General features: G+C 58.3%; 16 protein-coding genes and 1 tRNA gene. 6 read left to right on the forward strand and 11 right to left on the reverse strand.

What is annotated here, in order from left to right; genetic code table 11:
- Window positions 1-236 precede the first annotated feature (236 nt).
- From dapF to AC515T_RS20135, 3 genes are read right to left on the reverse strand one after another with little or no spacing between them, the layout of a single operon-like run.
- Window positions 237-1,040 (reverse strand): diaminopimelate epimerase, encoded by an 804-nt coding sequence (dapF, locus tag AC515T_RS20125; RefSeq protein WP_496529750.1) that lies wholly within the window; start codon window positions 1,038-1,040, stop codon window positions 237-239.
- On the reverse strand, window positions 1,031-1,396 hold the full coding sequence (locus AC515T_RS20130; protein ID WP_496529751.1) for a VOC family protein: 366 nt from the start codon (window positions 1,394-1,396) through the stop codon (window positions 1,031-1,033). Before AC515T_RS20130 ends, dapF begins: the two co-directional genes overlap by 10 nt.
- Before the next feature lie 58 nt (window positions 1,397-1,454).
- The gene (locus tag AC515T_RS20135; RefSeq protein WP_496529752.1) at window positions 1,455-2,018 is read right to left on the reverse strand and encodes a GNAT family N-acetyltransferase; all 564 of its coding nucleotides are present in this window, start codon (window positions 2,016-2,018) and stop codon (window positions 1,455-1,457) included.
- Between AC515T_RS20135 and AC515T_RS20140 the strand changes: the two genes are divergently transcribed.
- A complete protein-coding gene (locus tag AC515T_RS20140; protein ID WP_496529753.1) occupies window positions 2,008-2,682 on the forward strand; it encodes a DUF3916 domain-containing protein in 675 nt (224 codons plus the stop codon). The two genes, AC515T_RS20135 and AC515T_RS20140, sit on opposite strands and share 11 nt — an antisense overlap.
- Window positions 2,679-3,647, forward strand: a complete 969-nt coding sequence (locus AC515T_RS20145) for a DMT family transporter (protein WP_496529754.1) — start codon at window positions 2,679-2,681, stop codon at window positions 3,645-3,647. The genes AC515T_RS20140 and AC515T_RS20145 overlap by 4 nt, the downstream gene beginning before the upstream one ends.
- A 16-nt stretch (window positions 3,648-3,663) precedes the next feature.
- Here the strand turns inward: AC515T_RS20145 and AC515T_RS20150 are convergent, their stop codons facing one another.
- A complete protein-coding gene (locus AC515T_RS20150; RefSeq protein WP_496529755.1) occupies window positions 3,664-4,305 on the reverse strand; it encodes a helix-turn-helix domain-containing protein in 642 nt (213 codons plus the stop codon).
- Window positions 4,302-4,634 (reverse strand): type II toxin-antitoxin system HigB family toxin, encoded by a 333-nt coding sequence (locus tag AC515T_RS20155; protein ID WP_496529756.1) that lies wholly within the window; start codon window positions 4,632-4,634, stop codon window positions 4,302-4,304. The genes AC515T_RS20150 and AC515T_RS20155 overlap by 4 nt, the downstream gene beginning before the upstream one ends.
- 156 nt (window positions 4,635-4,790) lie before the next feature.
- Here AC515T_RS20155 and AC515T_RS20160 point away from each other — a divergent pair, with 156 nt between their 5' ends.
- The gene (locus AC515T_RS20160) at window positions 4,791-5,141 is read left to right on the forward strand and encodes a DUF7079 family protein (RefSeq protein WP_496529757.1); all 351 of its coding nucleotides are present in this window, start codon (window positions 4,791-4,793) and stop codon (window positions 5,139-5,141) included.
- A 44-nt stretch (window positions 5,142-5,185) separates the two neighbouring features.
- Here AC515T_RS20160 and AC515T_RS20165 read toward each other — a convergent pair whose 3' ends face one another.
- The 4 genes from AC515T_RS20165 to AC515T_RS20180 all read right to left on the reverse strand — a co-directional run bounded on the left by AC515T_RS20165 (window position 5,186) and on the right by AC515T_RS20180 (window position 9,246).
- Complete coding sequence (locus AC515T_RS20165) at window positions 5,186-6,142, reverse strand: 2-hydroxyacid dehydrogenase (protein WP_496529758.1); 957 nt, start codon at window positions 6,140-6,142, stop codon at window positions 5,186-5,188.
- 191 nt (window positions 6,143-6,333) lie between these two features.
- Window positions 6,334-7,092 (reverse strand): SDR family oxidoreductase, encoded by a 759-nt coding sequence (locus tag AC515T_RS20170; RefSeq protein WP_103310963.1) that lies wholly within the window; start codon window positions 7,090-7,092, stop codon window positions 6,334-6,336.
- 21 nt (window positions 7,093-7,113) lie between these two features.
- The gene (locus AC515T_RS20175; protein ID WP_496529759.1) at window positions 7,114-7,812 is read right to left on the reverse strand and encodes a fumarylacetoacetate hydrolase family protein; all 699 of its coding nucleotides are present in this window, start codon (window positions 7,810-7,812) and stop codon (window positions 7,114-7,116) included.
- A 102-nt stretch (window positions 7,813-7,914) separates the two neighbouring features.
- A complete protein-coding gene (locus AC515T_RS20180; RefSeq protein ID WP_496529760.1) occupies window positions 7,915-9,246 on the reverse strand; it encodes an MFS transporter in 1,332 nt (443 codons plus the stop codon).
- A 564-nt stretch (window positions 9,247-9,810) separates the two neighbouring features.
- Here AC515T_RS20180 and AC515T_RS20185 point away from each other — a divergent pair.
- Together AC515T_RS20185 and AC515T_RS20190 are read left to right on the forward strand one after the other, a co-directional pair.
- Entirely contained in the window at window positions 9,811-10,743 is a 933-nt protein-coding gene (locus tag AC515T_RS20185; protein ID WP_053123726.1) for a helix-turn-helix transcriptional regulator, read from the forward strand.
- A gap of 151 nt (window positions 10,744-10,894) precedes the next feature.
- Window positions 10,895-11,710, forward strand: a complete 816-nt coding sequence (locus AC515T_RS20190; RefSeq protein ID WP_496533169.1) for a DUF1206 domain-containing protein — start codon at window positions 10,895-10,897, stop codon at window positions 11,708-11,710.
- A gap of 6 nt (window positions 11,711-11,716) precedes the next feature.
- Here AC515T_RS20190 and AC515T_RS20195 read toward each other — a convergent pair whose 3' ends face one another.
- On the reverse strand, window positions 11,717-12,220 hold the full coding sequence (locus AC515T_RS20195; RefSeq protein WP_496529761.1) for a nuclear transport factor 2 family protein: 504 nt from the start codon (window positions 12,218-12,220) through the stop codon (window positions 11,717-11,719).
- A gap of 274 nt (window positions 12,221-12,494) precedes the next feature.
- Window positions 12,495-12,584, reverse strand: a tRNA-Ser gene (locus tag AC515T_RS20200).
- A gap of 308 nt (window positions 12,585-12,892) precedes the next feature.
- On the opposite strand from AC515T_RS20200, the gene AC515T_RS20205 reads away from it, so the two are divergent.
- Window positions 12,893-13,582 (forward strand): crotonase/enoyl-CoA hydratase family protein, encoded by a 690-nt coding sequence (locus AC515T_RS20205; RefSeq protein ID WP_496529762.1) that lies wholly within the window; start codon window positions 12,893-12,895, stop codon window positions 13,580-13,582.
- Window positions 13,583-13,888: the final 306 nt, after the last annotated feature.

Raw genomic sequence — 13,888 nt, forward strand, 5'->3', positions numbered from 1 at the left:
GCAAGCTCCCTCGCCACGGAGCGTGTACCTATTAAGACTATGTATGTAACTTGCTGCCGCCTTCGCGAGCAAGCTCGCTCCCACAGGCGATTGGCGGTGGGTACCCGTTCTGTGAAGCTCAACCTGCACGCTTTGAAGGCGTGCTGCGCGTTAACAAAACTGTCTCAAATGAAGATTTTCTTGGCGCACTGAATGTCCTACAAAATCCCTGCGTCAGGGTTGAAACGCCTACCGACTCAGCCCTGACTCATCGTCCCCGAAAAACTCGCCTCCACCGGCCCGATAAGAAAGACCGCGCCCACGCCATCCCATTTAACCGTCACGCTTCCACCATCACATTCAACCTCGACGGTACTGTCCAACAACCCCCGACGAATCCCATTAACAACCGCACCGCACGAGCAGGACCCCGACCCCAGCGCAATCCCCGCTCCACGCTCCCAGATGCGCAACCGAATATGCGTACGATCGATGATCTGGACGAAATGCACGTTGGTCTTGAGCGGGAACAGCGCGTTGGTTTCGATGGCCGGTCCGATCGTCGCGATATCAACGCCAGCCAGATCATCGACAAAGTAGGTGCAGTGGGGATTACTCATGCTGCACGCAGTTGGACTGCCGGCCAGTGGCAAGACAGTGGTGTCCAGTTCTTGCGCCAAGGGAATGTCCGACCAGCCGAAAAGCGGCACGCCCATGTCGACGCAAATATCGCCGGTCGGGGTACGTTCGCAAGTAAGCAGGCCACGGTTGGTGCGCAGGGCTACCGAAGTCACATTGGCTTCGCGCATGAGCAGGTCCGCCGCTCCCCGTGTTGCGCTGCCGCAAACATCCAACGCGGAACCATCGGCGTTCCAGAACATCACCCGCGCATCGGCATCGTCGCAATCGAGCAACACCGCGAGTTGGTTGAAGCCCACGCCTCGGTTCCGATCCCCCATGCGCTGGGCCATGGCGCTTGTTACCGGATTGGTCGAATTTCGCGAATCGACAATAACGAAGTCATCGCCATTGGCATGCATCTTATGAAAGCTCAGTGGCATGCAAACGCTCTGCTGGAGATGGAAATGGAATTACCGTCGGGGTCTTTGGCGTTGGCAAAAGAGTAACCGCCCGCCTTGTGGGTAGCGCCAAACTTCAGGCCTTGAGCCAGGCACTTTACCTTGAAACTCTCGACATCCTGGATATCAAAAACAAGCTTTACGGTGACTTGTCCTGATTTAACGACCTTCCCTGCCGGGTGGACCATCAGGATCGCGCCACCGCTCGCAGCGCTCAGTTCCGTGACGCGATCATCGACTTTTCTTTCACTCGCAAAGCCGAAATGACGCTCATAAAAATCACAGGTCGCTTGAACATCCCGGACATACAGCATGATTCGATTGAGTAGCGGTTGCATGTTTTCTTCCTTGATCATTGTTGACGATGAAACTCATGATGGCCAAGCTTGATTCCGCTCAATGCGCTCCGAGTTTGTCCTTTCTCTCAAGCCAGGCCTCACCCGTCATCTCCCAAACCTGCTTGAGCAACACCCCGCAGACAAAGTCCCCTTCCTGCGTTCCAACCATACGCATCCCTTCATGGTCCGAAACTCTACGCGAAGCATGGTTGCCCACCGCCTTGGGCACTTGCATGACGGGACGTTTCAACGTTTCAAACCAATAGGTGTTGATCGCCTCGCACGCCTCGCGCATGTAGCCTTTCCCCTGCCATTGCGGCGCCAGCCAGAAACCTCGGTGGTTGTCAGGCTGATCGTAGAGGCTGATGCTGCCGATGCGCTGTGTCGGCTCCTCGGCAAGACGGATCATCCAGTGCCACTCGCGTCCGGCGGCAACAGCGGGGAGCGCGTGGTCGCGCACGTAAGTCAGCGCGCCGTCATCCGGGTAAGGCCAGGGCACGCGGCTGTCGAGGTAGCGCACCACTTCCCAGTGTGGGAACAGCTGTTGAATCGCCGGTGCATCCGTCAGTTCAAGGGGCGTGAGGATGAGACGGCGGGTTTGGAATGTGGGGATGGGCTCCAAGGTGAATTCCTTCTCTAACGTTATGGCATCCTGCGGAACGGATGCTGCCAGCGTAGGACGGAAAAACCAAGTTGCACACTCAACCAAGGCGAACTCCAATCACATCGTTTCACGGCCTACACTGCATGCGCTCAGTACCATTGAACCGCATAAGGACATCGCCTTGCGACAAATTGCCCTCAGCGACAGAAAACTCCGAGGTATCCCCCGCCGTCTCCGCGCGCTGGAGCGCTGGGCCGCTAAATTTAACGACCATTTCTACCCTCAGTGCCATGAAAGCGAGCGCTACGCGCATTGGAAAATCCCAGTCATCGATTCGCTCGTTCAAGGTCCACAAGCACACATCGAAGTGCAGGCCTTTTGTATTCAACAATTGCTCGAAGCCGCCGCCCATCTCTCCCGGGCGGCGGATCGCAGCCAAGGCTACTACCGCGTCGCCTGCCTGCTGACTTGGCCCTGGGTGCACCAAAGTGAAGTCACGCTATTCTACGACCGTGATTACTACTTGAGCTTCCTGGGACAGCAAAACACCCTTGCACCACTGCGTTTGAGCGACAGGCTTGCCTTGGATGTGCCCGAATCCTTCATCGAACATGGACACGATGTAACCCAGAGCGATGATGAAGTCGACGTTCATTGGTGGTGTATCGGGGAACCTGCGTGACAGTGAAGACCCACTCAAACCTCATCGCCGGATTGGCCCTCGCGGTGGTCGCGACGCTGAGCTGGGCGTTGAACTTCATTGCGCCCTACGTCACCGGCGCCTACACGATCTATGACTTGATGATCGTAAGGTTCTTGATCGCCGGTGCCCTGGGCCTGGGTGTCGTGCTGCTCTATCGGACCCAGCTTCGGCTGCTGCGCCGCAATCAAGTGCTTCTGGCCGCAAGCCTGGGCGTGGTCGGCTACCTCGGCTATAGCGCCTGCATCGCCGCCGGCATCATCTTCGGCGGGCCGGTGCTGACCCCGGCGTTTATTGGGATGGTGCCGGTCTTGCTGGCACTGCTGGGCAACGCCACGACCAAAACCCTCCAATGGCGAAAGCTGGCGATCCCCCTGGTTTTTTTGACAGTGGGCCTTCTGCTGTCGAATCTCGGCGCTGTCCATCAGCCCGTTGCAAGCGAGGGCTCTTGGCTGATGGGTTTGTTGTTTTCAATCGGTGCCGTGGTCTTGTGGCTCGCCTTCAGTTGGTTGAACCAGCGCGCCCTGCTAACGCTGCCACCCCATGCGGCAGGCGCGTGGACCGGCCTGATGATGGCTGGCGCAGGAGTCGGTACCTTGTGCTTGTTACCGGCGGTACAAGCGCTCGACCTGCTCAAACTGCCGAGCCTGGGTTTTGGTGTTTCCGTTGCGGGGGACTTATATCTCTGGGGTTTCGTGATTGCGCTGATGTCATCCGTTGTCGGAGCCTGGGCCTGGAACGCCGCGTCCCGGCGTTTGCCCATGGTGCTTTCCGGGCAATTGATCGCCCTGGAGTCGCTGTTCGCGACGCTACTTGGCTTGTGGTTTCATGGTCGGCTGCCGACACTTCTGGAGGCGTCAGGTCTTGCGGCTGTGCTTGTTGGGGTGATCATGGCGGTGCGGATCATCCTCAGTTCCCGTGGATCGACAAGCGACCCTGCCCCTTGATCAGCGGACGCTTGCCCTACCCCTTGTCCGGCTCTTTGGTTGTCTTTTTGCGGCCCTTCGAAGTCACCGTTTTGTACTCACCGGTGCCGGCCTCTTTCACTGAATATACGGTCAGAGAACTCTCGTGCAAACGGTAGAGAGCTGAAGTTTTACTGCCGGAAAGAGGAACAGTTTCGATATGAGCCGCCATCTTTGCCGAGGACGCTGACAAGAAAGCACTCGGCTCCATCACAAACCGCTCTGCCAGCGCGTACGCCATCTTGTGACTGATAGGCCGATCGCCATTGAGCACCTTGGACACCGCCGTTTTATCACCGATTTCAGGAAGGTCTGAACCGGTCAGCCCGAGTGTCTCCATCAGGTCCTTGATCAATTGCACAGGCGTGCAGGTCGCCTCAAAAGCGGCATTCGATTCGCGAAACTGATCGGAGTCGCGCTGGTAGGCCAGGATTTCATCCTCGAGTTCAACGAGAATTCTCTCCTCGGTCTTGCTCAGCTCGCGCCCGTCGGTGAGTTCGTCGAGCAAATCCGTCGCACGCTCATAGTCGGCAGGGGTCTTGATGCCATGCACAAACTCACCGCGCAGGCGATCCAGTACCGCGTATAGCTCGCCAAGCGTTGCGATCACGGTTTGAAAGTCGTTCCGGGCTGCGCTCATCGTCTTACCCCTTTGTTTCTTGCATACCAGACGTTGGCAACGTCGTAATCGGCATGCGTGTAGATGTATCTGACGTAGAACTTCTGCCGGGTGTAGTTGACGCCACCTATCACCCTGAGATTATTGCCGCCTACGTCGATCACTACCCAATTCATTGCGGCCCTGGGCTTGAACAAGTCGACACCGTGCGTACCGAAAAGCTTTTGCAGGTCCGCGAACGTTTTGGGGCGCGCCATCCTCAAAATGCGCAGGCATCGATCAAGCCCGGCCTTGTCGTTCGGGTACAAAATCGTAGCGTCGTCAAAACGTGATGGCGTGAGTATATCCATGGGCTTCCTAGTCTTTGAGCCGATGGTACTCTGGTTGTGTTTTTTCACAACTCGGATTTATTGGCGGCAACGGGACTCACACTGTGGCAAGCAAGCGATTTGGCCGGCAGCATTGGGCCAAATGGGTTTATCACCTACACATCCCGAGACAAAAACATGAACCCTGCCGACCCGACCCGCCTGAAAATCTGGCAAGCCCTTTCAACGCTCTTTCTCGACACTGAGATGGACGACCTGACCTACGATTACATCGCCCGCGTCGTCCTTGAAAGCGGCTATTCGCCCAGTGAAATAAGCAGCATCCTGTGGAATGAAGTATTCCCGGTGCTCGAAGCCAACCTCAGATCCGTCGCGGGCGAATGGGTGGGATGGACAGATGAGTGGTTGCTGGAGCACCTCATCGCAAGCGATGGGCTCGAGCCCAGGAAAGGCAGCGGCAGCATTGCCAAGGAGGTCGACAGGTGTTGGAACCAGGTCGCGACGCGGCTCCCACCCGGATATGACTGACGCGATTGCATCGCCACTTCAAGCTTCCCTGAAGTGGCTCCCGTTCAACCCGTCACACACCCCTGCGGCACCTTCCCAGCAAAACTGTCCACCAGACTCGCCACCACCATCTCCCCCATCCGCATGCGGGTCTGCAACGTCGCACTCGCCCGGTGCGGTTGCAGCACCACCTGCTCATTGCCGAACAAGGCCTTAGGCACACGCGGCTCATCGACAAACACATCCAGCGCCGCACCGGCGACTTCCCCGGCGGTCAGCGCTGCCACCAGGTCGGCCTCGTTGACCAGTTTGCCGCGAGCCACGTTGATCAGATAGCCGCCCTGGCCCAAGGCACGCAGCACCTCGGCATCGATGATGGCCTCAGCCTTGTCGGCGGCCGCCGCGAGGATCAAGGCGTCGCTGTCGCGGGCCAGTTGCTTGAGGTCGGCGACGAAGGTGTGGTTCACGTCGCTCATCGGTTGTAGATCGGTATAGCTGATCGGACAACCGAACGCGGCGGCGCGGGTTGCCACGGCGCGACCGACCCGGCCCATGCCGACGATGCCGATGCGCATGCCGGACACCTGTCGGGCCAATGGCAGTGGGGCCAGTGGCGTCGGGCTCTGGGGCCATTGACCGGAGCGCACGTAGCGATCACTTGTGCAGAGGCCGCGGCACACGGCGATCAATAAGCCGATGGCCAGGTCGGCAACGTCTTCGGTCAGCGCACCAATGGTGGCCGTGACGCGGATTCCACGATCCCGGGCGTAGGCCAGGTCTACCGCATCGGTGCCCACGCCGTTGACCGCCACCACTTCCAGTTGGGGCAGTTGTGCCATGAGCGCCTGGCTGATACCGGTATGTCCGCCGGTGATCACACCGCGAATGTTGGCGCCGTGTTCTTGCACATAGGCTTGTTTGTCGGCCTGTTCGAAATAACGCCGCACCGTGAACAGTTCGTTGAGCCGGGCGTTGATTTCAGGGATCAGGATCGGGCTGAGCTGCAAGACTTCTGGCTTCATGTAGACCTCGTAACAGAAAAAGGAAAGACCGGTTCAAGCGCAATCAAGGCGTACTGGAACCAATGTGGCGAGGGAGCTTGCTCCCGCTGGGCTGCGCAGCGGCCCCACTTCTTTTTGTGAGCGCTTCGCGCTCAAGCGGGAGCAAGCTCCCTCGCCACGGATGCGCGTCCTCAAATGAACAGCACGCAGGCTCAACCGCGACCGGCAAACGGCATGGCCGTGGCCATGACGGTCATGTTCAAGACGTTGGCCGACAGCGGCAGGCCGGCGATGTAGCGCACCGCGTCGGCCACGTGCTTGACGTCCACCATCGGCTCCACCGCGATGCTGCCGTTGGCCTGACGCACCCCCTTGGTCATGCGCACGGACATTTCGGTGAGGGCGTTGCCGATGTCGATCTGGCTGCAGGCGATGTTGTATTCGCGTCCGTCCAGGGCCAGGGATTTGGTCAGCCCCAGCACCGCGTGTTTACTGGCGGTGTAGGCACTGCTGAACGGCCGTGGGGTGTGGGCCGAGATCGATCCGTTGTTGATGATCCGTCCACCCTGGGGCTGTTGCCGGCGCATCAGGCCGAAGGCACCACGGGCGCACAGGAAAACGCCGTTGAGGTTGGTGTCGATCACGTTTCGCCACTGCTCGAACGTGAGCTCATCCAGCGGCACGGCGGGCGCATTGACCCCGGCGTTGTTGAACACCACGTCGAGGCGTCCGTAGGCCTCGGCGATGGCGGCAAACAGCGCATCGACACTGGCCGGATCGCGCACATCGGTGGGCACCGCCAGGGCTTCGCGCCCCTCGCAGGCCGCCAACTCGACCAACGTCTGCAAGGGCTCGGGGCGGCGCCCGGCCAGCACCAGCGTGTAGCCGTCTGCCATCAGGCCCAAGGCCACCGCTCGGCCAATCCCGCTGCCGGCGCCCGTCACCAAAGCCACTTTCAATGTGTTGGACATGTGGATTCTCCCTTCTCTAATTCAGTCAGACAAACGCGGGCCGACGCGCATTTCCAGTTCGCCGATACCATCAATGCCGGCCGTGATGACATCACCCGGCTGCAGCACATCGACGCCTGCCGGGCTGCCGGTCATGATCAGGTCGCCGGCCCGCAGCGCCACCGATTGGGAGATGCGGGCGATCACTTCGCTGACCGACCAGATCTGGCTGTCGAGGCTGTCACGCTGGCGCTCTTCACCGTTCACGTTCAGCCACAACTCGCCCTCGGGGTGCCCTGCCCGCGACACCGGCACGATGGCCGTCATCGGCGCGGCGCCGTCAAACACCTTGGCGCCCTCCCACGGCAAACCGTTGCGCTTGGCCAAGCGCTGGACATCACGCCGGGTCAGATCCAGACCCGCCGCGTAGCCCCATACATAGGCCAGCGCCTGGCTCTCAGGGATGTTGGCGCCGCCCTCGCCGATGGCCACGACCAATTCGATTTCGTGAGCGAACTCCTCGGTCACTGGTGGAAACGTCACGTCACCGACCGCGTCCACTACGCAACTGGCAGGCTTCATGAAAAACACCGGTGGCACGCGGGATTCACCCTGGGTATCGGGCCAAGGATAGTTGCGACCGACGCAAAAGACCCGGCCAACGGGAAAGCGCTGCGGGGTGCCGACAACCGGTAGGGTCACTGGCAGGTCCGGGGTAAAGACATACTCGGGCATGTTCATCCTGGTAAAAGTCCTGATAGAAGCGTCAGCGTACGGCGGCAATCCCTGGCTAAGTTGGAGGAATGCCGCCTCGTGTTGGAGAAAAACAGCTTTTTTCCAGGCTCAGCGCGCCTTGAGTTCAATGCGATACAAACGGCCAAGCAGCAACGAATAGGACAAGGTGCCGATCAGCGCCACACCACCGATGAACCAGAAGGCCAAGGCAAATGAGCCAGTCTTATGAACGATCGCGCCAATCACGATGGGGGTAACAATCCCGCCGATGTTGGCCGCCAGGCTGGTGATCCCGCCGGTCAGTCCGATCAGTTCCTTGGGCGCCACTTCCGACACCGCCGCCCACGAGGACGAAGCGATGCCCTGGGCGAAGAAGGCAATCGTCAGCACGGCGATGCAGATCACGTTCGAATCGGTGAAATTCACCAGCACGATGGACATGCCCAGCATCGACCCGACCACCAACGGCAACTTGCGGGCAAAGGACAGCGAATAGCCGCGACGGATCAGCAGATCGGAGACAATCCCGGCGAGCAGAATGCCTACCGTCGCGCCCACGAACGGCAACACGGCGAAGATCCCGGCCTTGATCATGGTCAGTTGACGCTCTTCGATCAGGTACGTGGGGAACCAAGTGAGAAAGAAGTACAGCGCCGAGGTGCTGGCGAACTTACCGATGCAAATCGCCCAGACCTGCCGATAGCTGAACAGCTCGGCGATCTGCCGCCAGTTGAACCGGGTGCGCTCTTGGCTGCTTTTGACCAGCCCGCCCCCGGCCTCGATGTACTTGAGTTCCTCCTGGCTGACTTTCTTGCAGTTCATCGGGTCGCGATACAGGAACAGCCAGGCCACCCCGAAGACGATGCCGAGCGCACCGGTGCTGTAGAACACATGACGCCAGTCATAAGTGGTCGCCAGCCACAGCAACGCACCGGTAAACAGCGCCGTGCCCAGGTACTGGCCGCAGACGTAGATGCTACTGGCCAGGCCCCGCTCACGCGCCGGGAACCACACGGTGACCGCCCGGCTGTTGGCCGGAAACGCCGGCGCTTCCATCGCGCCGACCGCCAGGCGCAGGCCAAACAGCGAAGCGAAGCCCGTGGCAAAGCCCTGGCACACGGTGACGGTCGACCAACTGATCAGCGACACCCCGTAAGTGAACCGCGAACCGAAGCGATCGGCGATGAACCCGGCGGGCACCAGTGCAATGGCGTAGGTCCAGGCAAACGCAGAGAAAATCAGGCCCATCTCGATCTTGTCCAAGCCCAGGTCCTTGGCGAGGAACGGCGCGGCAATCGAAATATTCACCCGGTCGATGTAGTTGATGATCGTCGCGATCAGCAGCAACGACAGCATGAACCAACGCCGCCGCGACGGCAGGCGCTCAGGCACCACGGCGTCCCGGGCGCTGGCAATTTGGGGAGTGTGGGAGTTCGACATGGTGGACCTCGTTATTGTTAGAAGCGTCGAAATGTTTACGAGCAGCCGAAATCAATGCCCTCGATGCCGGGGCAGAACAATCGCTACAGGAATGAGAGGCGCGAACAGCCGGTGTCAGGTGTTCAAAGAGGCCCTGCAACAGGATCTGTCGCAGGCGCAGTCGGGAGGGTCAGCGTGTAGCAGGAACAGGTTCATGATGTGCGCACCTTTGATTGTTTTTGGAGGGAGGGTCGGGTTGCGTGGCCTCAACAGTGGTCGTACAACCATTCAAAATCAACTGAGGTGTTAGATCATTTTTCCCGGTTGTTACCGTGTCCAATAAACCTGTCCAAAAAAAGGAGATCGATGCATTTTTCCAAACTGTTTTTACGCTGCTAATAACTATATGTTTTTAAAGGATAAATATTCTAAATACGAATTTTTCGTTTTGGACACCCACCCACCATCCTCGGGCTACAGAAAATTCAGTCCAGGCGCCAGGTCATCGTATAACACCTTGAAAATCGGCCAGATACACCGTCACAATCGTCGTCACCGCCATGCCCCGCAGAGGATTCCCAGGAGATGTCATCACCGAGCCGAGTCCCTACCTATGTCATGCAGCAACGCAGCGAATTGACCGACTTCTACATCCGCGACAAAAAAGGCCGGCGCGCGGAAACCAGCCCACACCGCCATGAATACTTCCAGATCCAGATCAACCTCGGCGGCGACACCGTGCAACACATTGGCAACGTCGAACGTCCGTTTCCACGCAACACCCTGGCCTTCATCCTGCCCCACCGCGTGCACGTGATTCCGCACCCGGCGGACAGCAATTTCATCGTGATCAACTTCTCCCAGACGTTCCTGCTGCCGCACTTGCAGTGCGATCCCATGGACCTGGAAGAGGTTTCGATCCTGTTGGCGCCCGAGCTGTCGCCGTTCCGCTTTCAAGAACATCTGGACTTCATTCTCGGCGACGACGATTTCGCCAAGGTATGCGCGTTGATCACGCAAATGCGCGCACTGGACGAGAATCGACAATTCGGCACCCGCGAGATGCTCAAGGGCTTGTTGCTGCAACTGATCGGCAGCGTCTGCGCCCTGTATGCCGAGCCGCTCAAGCGCTTGGCCGAAGAGAACGCCGCCGAAGTCAGCCGACGCGATGCGCTGGGCCGAATGTCCGAATACCTGCGCAAGAACATTGCCGACCCGGACCTCAACCTGATCAAAGTGGCTGCGGCGACCTACCTGTCGCCGACGTACCTGACCCACTGGCTGCGCAAGGAAATCGGCAAGACCTTCACCGAACTGGTGCTCGAACGTCGAATGCATGCGGCACGCAATTACTTGCTCAATGGCACACGGCCAGTGGGCGAAGTGGCGAGGTTGTGCGGGTTTGCCGACGAGGCTTATTTTTCCAGGCGTTTTCGCCAGATCCATGGACAGCCGCCGGGGCAGTTCAGGCGCCAGCAGTTGAATCCGGACAGTCCGCAGTTGCCGTTGAATACATAAGCCGATAGACGCGAAAACTCGTTTTTTTCTGGATCACGCTTAGCTTTTGGATTCCGCTTTATGGAAAGCGAACGACGTCATGGAAATGCCAATCGAACCCTGTGCACCGCCATAGGTCTGCTCCTGTATGACCTATCCGGAATTCAAGTCTATGTCCCCACATCAAAGCCTCGTTTTACTTGCGCGGGGCGGTTATGCCGCTCGAGGCATTATTTATCTGATCATTGGCATCTTCGCCTTGCTGGCGGCTCAAGACTCGAGCAAATCGAAGGATAGCCACAGCAGCCTGGAGGCATTGTTAAGTCAGCCATTCGGCCATGCTTTAGTCGGCCTGGTAGTGATGGGTCTACTTGCCTTCGCCGGATGGCGTGTATTGCAGGCAACCCGTGATGTTGATCATCACGGTAGAGAACTCAAAGGCTTGGTGATTCGGGCAGGCTTGTTGGCTGGAGGTTTGATCAACGGCGCACTGGCATTTTTTGCGTTGGGTTTGTTGATCAGCGGCCTCAAAAGCTCAAGCGGCTCAGGCGGCGATCAGACCCAGGATCTACTGGCGCGCCTGTTGTCCTGGGATCACTCGAATGTGCTGATTTACCTCGTCGCACTGATACCGCTTGGCGTCGGCATTGCTCACATCATCAAAGGCTGGAAGGCGTCGTTCGAAAAGTACTTCGAAGCCGACGAGGACGTCATGCGCTATGTGCGCCCGGTGTCGCGCTTTGGCCTTATCGCCCGCGGGGTCGTCTTCATTGAAATCGCCCTGCTGCTCATCATCAGTGGCTCGACTTATAAAGCCATGGACCCACCCGGCATGAAAGACGCCCTCGATGCACTGCAAAACCTGCCAGCCGGTGGTGTGGTTTTAATGGTGATGGCATTGGGGCTGATCGCGTTTTCGGTCTACAGCTTTTCCGAAGCGGCCTGGCGCAAGATCAACATGGATGTGCCCGGAATGTCGGGAACATAGCGTTGCTTATTGCTGCACAGGTTTTACACGACGCAAAAGATCGTCCAGTACGTAGGTATCCAGAAAAGCTGTTACTTCAGTGACCCGGCCGTCCTTGAAGGTCATGTGCCATAGGTAGGTGTTGTTGTAAGGCCTTTTATCAAGGGCTGTGGCCTTTCCGTCCCATAGAACGACCACGACATCGTCCTCGGCAACGATGCTTCGGACGGTGGGAGAGATAGGGGTGGCCAGTCGAGCGCTGATCGGCCTTACGGCCCGCTCCATTAAATCTGTCTTGCTGTTATATACAGCAGACACCGGGCTTGATCCGGCAACGGTCCATATGGCGTCAGGCGCCAGCAGATCGAACACGGTGCCTTTGCCTTGTTGCCAGTTCGTGAACGCTTGGCGCACCTGATGTGCATTGGCGTCTTGCGTCATTGTTTCCGACGCGTTAACTGTGTTGATTGAAAATAACAAACACAGTGCGGCAGCCTGCAGGCGCATCGCCGAACTCATCCATATAGTCATGATCTTCTCTCACGCCCGTTGTAGGAATCTCTTTAAAAGAACCTTAACGGCTTGCGTCCAGAAGCCCGTGCTCAATTCTGCTGCGGGGTTGCCTGATACTGTTCGGCGGTGCTCAAACCATTGCAGGCATAAGAACATTGACTTGGGAGGGCGCTTCATACAAGAAAAACGCCTGCTGTTCCCATATTGTTCCCATATGGCTCTTTTTCAGACACCAAAAACCACAAACCCCCGACTTTCTCTAGGAAAATCAGGGGTTTGTGTTTGCAGAATGTGGCGGTGAAGGAGAGATTCGAACTCTCGATACAGTTTCCTGTATACACACTTTCCAGGCGTGCTCCTTAAGCCACTCGGACACTTCACCGTATCTCGGCAAACTGTTCAGTCTGTCGAGGCGCGCTAATGTAGTCGAAAGCTTTTCCGATGGCAAAGGTTTTTTTCAGAATTTTCATGCGGTTAAGCTTCGCCAGGCATTTCAAACGCACCTGGGCAGGGCAAACCGGCCAATCTTCGGGGCTGTAGAGGCAATGCTCTATAGATGAAGGCTTGGCGGGATGGGCGGGCCAGGCTGTTTATGGGGCTTGGGGCTGACCGGTGAGTCAGTCACGGCGCTTTACCTGGCCTGCGACGGTGGGTAACGTCGGCGTCACTTCTCTTACAAGGAATAGCGTCATGAGCGACTTGATTGCCTACCATCTCGAAGACGGTATCGCGACCCTGACCTTGAACAATGGCAAGGTCAATGCCATTTCGCCGGATGTGATTGCCGCGTTCAACGCTGCGCTGGACCAGGCGACGGCGGATCGGGCGGTGGTGATCATTACCGGGCAACCGGGGATTCTGTCGGGGGGTTACGATCTGAAGGTCATGACCGCCGGCCCCAAGGAAGCGGTGAGCCTGGTCACAGCCGGCTCGACACTGGCCCGTCGCCTGTTGTCACACCCCTTCCCTGTCGTTGTCGCTTGCCCCGGGCATGCGGTGGCCAAGGGTGCGTTCCTGCTGCTCTCGGCGGACTACCGCATCGGTGTGGAAGGGCCGTTCAGCATTGGCCTGAACGAAGTGCAGATCGGCATGACCATGCACCACGCCGGTATCGAACTGGCCCGTGATCGCCTGCGCAAGTCGGCGTTTCACCGCTCGGTGATCAATGCCGAGATGTTCAATCCCCAGAGCGCTGTGGATGCAGGCTTCCTCGACAAGGTGGTGTCGGCCGAGGAACTGCAAGGCGCGGCGCTGGAAGCAGCACGTCAGTTGAAGAAAATCAACATGTCCGCCCACAAGAACACCAAGCTGAAGGTTCGCAAGGCCCTGCTGGAAACGCTGGACAGTGCGATTTTGCTGGATCAGGAACACATGGGCTGACGCTCCCCGGTCACTCAAGGCTTACACGGATCACCGTGGCGAGGGAGCTTGCTCCCGCTCGGCTGCGCCGTAGTCGTAAAAAACTGCATGCCGCTTTTTCATGATGCACCGCGGCGTGTGGTTTTGGGGCTACTGCGCAGCCCAGCGGGAGCAAGCTCCCTCGCCACGGGGTAGTGACCTTCCTTAAGCCCTCAGCACCGGGCATTTTTCCTACACGCGCCGTTTAAAAGTCCGCAACCGCTCTAGGCCGCTTCTGTCGCGCCATGTGGAAACATGCGCTTAAACATCGCCCATTTCCTACCTCTA

The organism is Pseudomonas sp. FSO-7 (genome assembly GCF_059579345.1).